Consider the following 7,859-nt stretch of genomic DNA (forward strand, 5'->3'; position numbering starts at 1 on the left):
CAAACGGAGGACAGTAACGTGAAGAACTACGGTGTGAATGAACTGAGGAGAATGTTCCTTGAATTTTTTGAGAGTAAGGGACATCTGGCTATGAAAAGCTTCTCCCTGGTTCCGCATAATGATAACAGCTTGTTGTTGATCAATTCCGGTATGGCTCCCCTTAAGCCATATTTTACAGGCCAGGAGATTCCGCCGAAAAGAAGAGTGACCACCTGCCAGAAGTGTATCCGGACAGGAGATATTGAGAACGTAGGCAAGACAGCACGCCACGGTACCTTCTTTGAGATGCTCGGGAATTTTTCCTTTGGGGATTATTTTAAGAATGAAGCCATTCACTGGTCATGGGAATTTTTGACCGAGGTGATCGGACTGGATCCGGACAGGCTGTATCCATCCGTATATCTGGAAGATGATGAGGCCTTCGGCATCTGGAATAAGGAAATCGGCATTGCTCCGGAGCGTATTTTCCGTTTTGGAAAGGAAGATAATTTCTGGGAGCACGGCGCAGGTCCATGCGGACCCTGTTCTGAGATTTACTATGACCGCGGAGAAAAGTACGGCTGCGGCAAGCCGGGCTGTACCGTTGGCTGCGAATGCGACCGCTATATGGAAGTATGGAATAACGTATTCACACAGTTCGAGAACGACGGCCATGGCAGCTATGAAGAATTAAAGCAGAAAAATATTGATACCGGCATGGGATTAGAGCGTCTGGCCGTAGTGGTTCAGGATGTGGATTCCATCTTTGATGTGGATACCATAAAAGCTCTTTTAAACCGCGTTGCAGAGCTGGCCCATACGGAATATAAAAAGAACTCCGATGTAGATGTTTCCCTTCGCCTGATCACAGACCATGTCCGTTCCTGTACCTTTATGATATCAGACGGCATTATGCCGTCAAATGAGGGACGTGGCTATGTCCTTCGCCGACTCTTAAGAAGGGCTGCCCGCCATGGAAGGCTTCTTGGCATTGAAGGCAAGTTCCTGGCTGAGCTTTCTAAAACCGTCATTGAGCTGTCAAGGGATGGGTATCCGGAACTGGAAGAAAAGAAAGCCATGATCTTAAAGGTTCTGGCCCAGGAAGAAGACAAGTTCAATAAAACCATTGACCAGGGCCTTTCTATTTTAAATGATCTGGAAGAGGAAATGGTGAAAAAGAAGGAAACCATTCTTTCCGGTGAGAATGCATTTAAATTATATGATACCTATGGGTTCCCTCTTGATCTGACTCTCGAGATTCTGGAAGAGAAGAATTTCAGTGTGGATGAAGAAGGCTTTCAGGCTGCCATGCAGAAGCAGCGGGAAACCGCAAGAAATGCCAGAAAGACAACCAATTACATGGGTGCGGATGTGACTGTCTATCAGTCCATTGATCCGGCTATTACAACGGAATTCGTGGGCTATGATAAGCTGACTTATGATTCCAGAATTACTGCCCTTACCACAGAGACTGATCTGGTTGAGGCGCTGACTGACGGAGAGAACGGAACTATCATAACGGAACAGACGGTCTTTTACGGCACCATGGGCGGCCAGCAGGGAGACATTGGTTATATCGTAAGCGATAAGGGTGAATTCAAAGTAGAAGATACCATCCATCTGCAGGGAGGAAAAATCGGCCATGTGGGAAAGATGGTTAAGGGAATGCTGCAGACCGGAGATACGGTCACATTAAAGGTATGTGAGAATACCCGTCAGAATACAGGGAAAAACCACAGTGCAACCCACCTTCTTCAGAAAGCCTTAAGAACGGTGCTTGGCAGTCATGTGGAGCAGGCCGGTTCCTTTGTAGACGGAGACAGGCTGCGTTTCGACTTTACCCATTTTTCAGCATTGACGGCTGATGAGATTACCCAGGTGGAAAATCTTGTTAATGAGAAAATAAAGGAATCTCTTCCTGTAAAAACGGAAATCATGTCCTTAGAGGAAGCAAAAAAATCCGGTGCTATGGCACTGTTTGGTGAAAAGTACGGGAATACCGTCCGTGTTGTAACCATGGGGGATTTCTCCACGGAACTCTGCGGAGGTACTCATATCTCCAATACCGGAGTGATAGGCTCCTTCAAGATTCTGTCCGAGACAGGTATTGCAGCCGGAGTCCGCAGAATAGAAGCTTTAACCGGAGACGGTCTGATGCATTACTATCAGGAGACGGAAAAGCAGCTTCATGAAGCGGCAAGAGCGGCTAAGACAGTTCCTTCTTCCTTAACGTCAAAGATTGAGTCCCTTTTGGAGGAGATTAAAGCGCTGCATTCTGAGAATGAGAAGTTAAAGAGCAAACTGGCCAATGATTCTCTCGGCGATGTAATGGACCAGGTGAAAGAAGTAAATGGTGTCAAGGTCCTTACTGCAAAGGTTAAGGATGTTGATATGAACGGACTTCGCAATCTGGGCGACCAGCTGAAGGATAAATTAGGGGATGGTGTGATCGTAATTGCCTCCATCCAGGAGGGAAAAGTGAACCTGATGGCTGCCGTTACGGACGAAGCCCAGAAGAAGGGAGCTCACGCAGGAAACTTGATCAAAGCAATTGCTTCCCTTGTCGGAGGAGGCGGCGGCGGACGCCCGAATATGGCTTCAGCCGGCGGTAAAAACCCGGCCGGTGTTGATGCATGCCTTCTGAAAGTTACGGAAGTTGTAGCGGAGCAATTAAAATAATGAGCCGGTCAGTTAAGAAAAATAATGAAAGTTTTTCTTGACGTATGGCAAAATTATGCTATAATCATATCAGTGCTATAAAATACCCAAACAGTTGTATTATGCACAAGTACACAACTGGAGGGAGGTTAGGTGTGAGCTATGTCAAATGTTATCGTTAAAGACAACGAGAGCTTAGATAGCGCTTTACGCAGATTCAAAAGAAACTGTGCAAAAGCAGGTATCCAGCAGGAAATTCGTAAGAGAGAACATTACGAAAAGCCAAGCGTAAGACGTAAGAAAAAGTCTGAAGCTGCAAGAAAACGTAAATATAACTAATTGTTAAAGATGGATCCCTGGTCCTGCTCCGGCATGACCAGGGGTTTTTTCGGCTTTTTAAGGCAGTAGAATTTTCCAAATCTTAATTGCATATAGTATAAAGGAATAGAAAGGGAAAGGCAGAAAAGATATGTTGGAGGAATCAAAAACAAAAGCAGCTTCCGCCTTAAAACTCCCGAAAGATGTGGTTCTCGGAGAGGTGCTTGTATCTTTTCTGGGACGCCATAGCGTTGTAATAGAAAATTACCGGAGCATTATTCTGTACACAGACAGTTCGATCAAGCTTCAGGCAAAAAACTGCCGGGTGACCATCGGCGGAAGCCGCCTGATGATCGAGTATTACACCAATGAAGAGATGAAAATCAACGGTTATATTAAATCCCTGGAATTTGAATGAAAAGGGAAGCTGGAGGTGTAATAAAGTGCTTGCATGGCTGAATCATCATTTATTCGGTTATCTTTTCGTAGAAATGACCGGTTTTTCGCCGGAACGTTTTTTTAATATGTGCAGCGTTCATGAAATAGAATTGTGGAAGGTCATAAATACAGGCCATTCTTACCGCTTTTTCATGTCTGTGCAGGGCTTCCGTAAAATAAAGCCTCTTGTCCGTAAATCGAAGGTCAGACTTAGGATTTTGAAAAAGTTTGGACTTCCTTTTTTTTTATATCGGAACAAGAGACGAAAACTGTATGCTGCAGGGGTCGTAAGCTTTTTTTTAATTCTTTATTCCCTTTCTCTTTTTATTTGGGACATTGAATTTGATGGGAACCGGATGTATACATACGAAACGCTTCTCAAATACTGTGAATCAGAAGAAATTCGTTATGGCATGAGAAAATCAAAGATTGACTGCGATGTCTTAGAAGAGTCTCTTCGTACGGAATTTCCGGAAATCACCTGGGTATCGGCGAGGGTATCGGGAACGCGCCTTTTGGTTAAGATAAAAGAAAATGAAGTGTTGTCGGAGATACCTGCAAAGGATGAATCTCCCTGTGATATCGTAGCGGAAAAAGACGGGGTGATCACTTCCATGATTGTGCGCAGCGGTGTGCCGAATGCAGCCGTAGGGGATCAGGTGGAGAAAGGACAGGTGCTGGTCAGCGGTACATTACCCATCATCGGCGACAGCGAAGAGCTGGTCAATACCCATTACGTCCGGTCCGATGCAGATATCATAGCCAGGACCGAGTATCATTTTACAAGGCAGATGCCGCTTTACCGGAAAATCGATGTGGAAACCGGAAAGGTGAGAAAAGGACAATACTTAAAGGCTTTTCGGTATTCCTTCCTGCTCATGCGCCCAAGGCCGGAAGGAACTTCATGGAAACTCACCATGGAAGAGGAGCAGCTTCATTTATTCCAGAATTTTTACCTGCCTGTTTATATCGGGAGAATAACGGGAAAAGAATATGTTTCCTATGAACGCCCTTATACAGAAGAAGAGAAAAAACAGTTAGCCGAAACGATGAACCAAGGCTTCAAAAAAAAATTATTGGAAAAAGGGGTACAAATTCTGGAAAATCATGTTAAAATACTAGATAATGAATCTTTATGCCAAATTGCCATAGATTTCGTGGCCGAGGAGCCTGTGGGCAGGCCGGAAGCGCTAGAGATACAAAGAACAGAGGAACCGGAGGAGACGAACAATTTAAATGAGCGTAATTGAGACAATCATAGATATCCCAGTTGAACACGAAAAGAACGTATGCGGGCAGTTTGACAGCTACTTGAAGAAGATAGAACGAACCCTGCATGTTACCATGATCGGACGGGATGGCGCCCTTAAGATCATAGGACCGGAACAGATGGTCCAGAAAGCAAAAAGCGTATTCAATAACCTGATTGAACTTTCCAGACGGGGAAATGCCATTACAGAACAAAATGTGGATTATGCCCTTTCTCTGTCATTTTCAAATAGCGACAGTCAGATTTTAGAAATCGATAAGGATATTATCTGCAGAACCATTAACGGAAAACCGGTGAAACCAAAGACTCTTGGCCAAAAGCAGTATGTGGATCAGATCCGGAAGAGGATGATCGTATTCGGCATCGGGCCCGCCGGAACCGGTAAGACTTATCTGGCCATGGCTATGGCGATCCAGGCATTTAAAAACGGAGAAGTGAACCGGATCATCCTGACGAGGCCGGCCATAGAGGCAGGAGAGAAACTGGGTTTCCTGCCCGGAGATCTGCAAAGTAAAATTGATCCGTATTTAAGACCTTTATACGATGCGCTCTATCAGATCATGGGAGCGGAGAGCTATCTTCACAATGCGGAAAAGGGATTGATCGAGGTGGCTCCTCTGGCCTATATGAGGGGCCGGACTCTGGATAATGCCTATATCATTCTGGATGAAGCCCAGAATACAACTCCTGCCCAGATGAAGATGTTCCTTACGAGAATCGGCTTCGGGTCAAAGGTTATCATTACCGGTGACCAGACACAGAAGGATCTGCCTTCCGGAGCCGTATCCGGACTGGACATGGCCATACGGGTATTAAAGAGAGTTGACGACATCAGCTTCTGTTACTTAACGAGCAGCGACGTGGTCCGTCATCCTCTGGTGCAGAAAATTGTACAAGCCTACGATGATTATGAGTCGAAAAAAAAGACCGGCGAGCGGAAGACAAAAACCATCGGTGGCAGAAAGGCGCGCAATGACGATTAATATTGAATATGAGGCGGAAAAAAAGCTGGATATCCCATATGAGGATATTATAACAAGCGTGGTGGAAGAATCTCTGGTCTATGAGGACTGTCCTTATGAGTCGGAGGTCAACGTGCTGCTTACGGATGATGATTCGATCCGGCAGATCAATAAGGAATACCGGAATATTGACAGCCCCACGGATGTTCTGTCCTTCCCCATGATCAACTATGAAAAGCCCTCGGATTTTGACCGTTTGGAAGAGATGGCAAATGATTCTTTTAATCCGGAAACAGGGGAGCTTTTGCTTGGAGATATCGTTATATCAGTAGATAAGGTGGAGGAACAGGCGGAAAAATATGGGCATTCTCAAACAAGAGAACTGGCGTTTCTGGCAGCTCACAGTATGCTCCATCTGTGCGGCTATGATCACATGGAAGACGGGGAACGTGTGATCATGGAGAAGAAGCAGGAAGAAATCTTAAGCCGGGGGGGATACATGAGATGATAAAAAAGGTATGGTTTTGGTTCGTTGGTATCATGCTGTCTGCCGTATTTTTATTTGGATGCGGCAAAAAATACGAAGAAGCGTCGGTAATAGAACGGCTGGCGGGAGCCACGGAGCCTTCGGAGACAAAAGAGATCAGGATTTACAGCAGTACAGATGCGGACGATGCTCCGGATGAAAATTCCGGTGATTACTATACCTTTGAAGAGCGCACCGAAAAAGACGGAAAGATACGCAGCTTCCTGACCGGGGAAATGGTGGATGCTGCCATCGGAAACCGGAGGCCGGTTGCGGTTATGATGAGCAATGATAAAGCAGCGCTTCCCCAATACGGAATCAACCGGGCCGGAGTGGTCTATGAGGCACCGGTCGAAGGGGGAATGAACCGCTATATGGCGATTATAGAGGATTACGATGATCTGGACCGGATAGGCTCTGTCCGGAGCTGCCGTACTTATTATACATATTTTGCCCGTGAGTTTGATGCGGTCTATGCCCATTTCGGGCAGAGCACCTTTGCTAAGCCTTATCTGTCGAATGTAGACCATATCAACGGGCTGGAGGCCATAGGCGATCTGGCATATTTTCGTTCCAAGGACCGGAAATCCCCTCATAACGCTTACACGAGCGGGGACCGCTTAAAGCAGTCAATCCTTAAACTGGGCTTTTCAAAGGACTACGATCCTTCTTACCGCGGACACTACCGTTTTGCAAGGACAGGCCATGAGGTGAACTTAAAGGGAGCTTCCGGTGTTAAGGATGCCTATAAAGTCTATCCGGGTTATGTGCTCAACAAGCCCTGGTTTGAGTATCATGAGGATGACGGCCTTTATTACCGGTACCAGTATGGGGAGCCCCATAAGGGAGATGAAGGGCAGATCAAAGTAAAAAATATTATCCTGCAGTACTGTCCCACAGCCCATTATGCCACCACAGAATATTTAAATATCAACGTGCAGGATGATTCATATGGCTGTTACGTCACGGAAGGCCGGGCCATTCCCATAAAATGGACCAAGGAAGGGGAATTCGGCCCAACACATTATTACGACATGGAGAATAATGAGATTATCCTGAACCAGGGGAAAACCTGGGTTTGCATTATTTCCGCACAGGATTCTCCCAATGTAGAATTTTATGGAAAACACTAGGTCAAGCAGAAAATCAACAAAAAAGGGTGCCTCAAATTTTCTCATTCAAGGTACCATTCTTGCGGCTGCAGGCATTATCGTCCGTGTGATCGGAATGTTTTACCGCATTCCGCTGGCGGATATTTTAGGGGATGAAGGAAACGGTTATTATAGTTCCGCGTTTTCCATCTACTCCATTCTGTTGATTGTATCATCCTACAGCCTGCCGACGGCTGTATCCAAGATGATAGCAACCAGGCTGGCAAGAAAAGAATACCGCAATTCCGTCCGGGTATTAAAGGTTTCCCTGTTTTATGGAACAGCCGTTGGCGGCATTGGCGCAGCTGTACTCTGGTTTGGAGCCGATTTATTTGCAAACCAGTTTTTAAAGATGCCTTATACCAGCTATGCACTGAAAACACTGGCACCCACCATTTGGGTGATTGCTTATCTTGGGGTATTCCGCGGTTATTTCCAGGGGCTCGGAACCATGCTTCCTACCGCCATATCCCAGATTTTTGAACAAATCGTCAATGCGGTCATCAGCATTTATGCTGCTTCCAGGCTTTTTGAGGCGGGGCTTCATTCCCATCTGG

The 7,859-nt window shown here is 45.9% G+C and carries 8 protein-coding genes; all 8 read left to right on the plus strand.

The window, feature by feature from the left end; translation table 11 throughout:
- Positions 1 to 18: 18 nt before the first annotated feature.
- Positions 19 to 2,658: an alanine--tRNA ligase gene (gene alaS / locus BQ9856_RS09330; protein ID WP_077610783.1), complete on the plus strand. Its 2,640-nt coding sequence runs from the start codon at positions 19 to 21 to the stop codon at positions 2,656 to 2,658.
- A 141-nt stretch (positions 2,659 to 2,799) separates the two neighbouring features.
- Positions 2,800 to 2,976 carry a 30S ribosomal protein S21 gene (gene rpsU / locus BQ9856_RS09335; protein ID WP_003504099.1) on the plus strand — a complete coding sequence of 59 codons (177 nt, stop codon included), beginning with the start codon at positions 2,800 to 2,802 and terminating at the stop codon, positions 2,974 to 2,976.
- Positions 2,977 to 3,106: 130 nt separating this feature from the next.
- A complete protein-coding gene (locus BQ9856_RS09340) occupies positions 3,107 to 3,373 on the plus strand; it encodes a YabP/YqfC family sporulation protein (protein WP_077610784.1) in 267 nt (88 codons plus the stop codon).
- 25 nt (positions 3,374 to 3,398) lie between these two features.
- Positions 3,399 to 4,643 (plus strand): sporulation protein YqfD, encoded by a 1,245-nt coding sequence (gene yqfD / locus BQ9856_RS09345; protein ID WP_077610785.1) that lies wholly within the window; start codon positions 3,399 to 3,401, stop codon positions 4,641 to 4,643.
- On the plus strand, positions 4,630 to 5,646 hold the full coding sequence (locus BQ9856_RS09350; RefSeq protein ID WP_077610786.1) for a PhoH family protein: 1,017 nt from the start codon (positions 4,630 to 4,632) through the stop codon (positions 5,644 to 5,646). The genes yqfD and BQ9856_RS09350 overlap by 14 nt, the downstream gene beginning before the upstream one ends.
- Positions 5,636 to 6,133 carry an rRNA maturation RNase YbeY gene (gene ybeY, locus BQ9856_RS09355; RefSeq protein WP_077610787.1) on the plus strand — a complete coding sequence of 166 codons (498 nt, stop codon included), beginning with the start codon at positions 5,636 to 5,638 and terminating at the stop codon, positions 6,131 to 6,133. The genes BQ9856_RS09350 and ybeY overlap by 11 nt, the downstream gene beginning before the upstream one ends.
- On the plus strand, positions 6,130 to 7,284 hold the full coding sequence (locus BQ9856_RS09360; protein ID WP_077610788.1) for a DUF3048 domain-containing protein: 1,155 nt from the start codon (positions 6,130 to 6,132) through the stop codon (positions 7,282 to 7,284). The genes ybeY and BQ9856_RS09360 overlap by 4 nt, the downstream gene beginning before the upstream one ends.
- The coding region (locus tag BQ9856_RS09365) for an oligosaccharide flippase family protein (RefSeq protein WP_159441975.1) at positions 7,271 to 7,859 on the plus strand (589 nt) is incomplete at its 3' end. The genes BQ9856_RS09360 and BQ9856_RS09365, both read left to right, overlap by 14 nt.

Source organism: Clostridium sp. Marseille-P2415 (assembly GCF_900155545.1).
Lineage (GTDB): Bacteria > Bacillota > Clostridia > Lachnospirales > Lachnospiraceae > Lacrimispora.

Bases quoted from the DNA above. Each gene is read 5' to 3' on its own strand.
- rpsU (WP_003504099.1), top strand. From the start codon at position 2,800: ATGTCAAATGTTATCGTTAAAGACAACGAGAGCTTAGATAGCGCTTTA.
- BQ9856_RS09340 (WP_077610784.1), top strand. From the start codon at position 3,107: ATGTTGGAGGAATCAAAAACAAAAGCAGCTTCCGCCTTAAAACTCCCG.
- BQ9856_RS09350 (WP_077610786.1), top strand. From the start codon at position 4,630: ATGAGCGTAATTGAGACAATCATAGATATCCCAGTTGAACACGAAAAG.
- ybeY (WP_077610787.1), top strand. From the start codon at position 5,636: ATGACGATTAATATTGAATATGAGGCGGAAAAAAAGCTGGATATCCCA.
- BQ9856_RS09360 (WP_077610788.1), top strand. From the start codon at position 6,130: ATGATAAAAAAGGTATGGTTTTGGTTCGTTGGTATCATGCTGTCTGCC.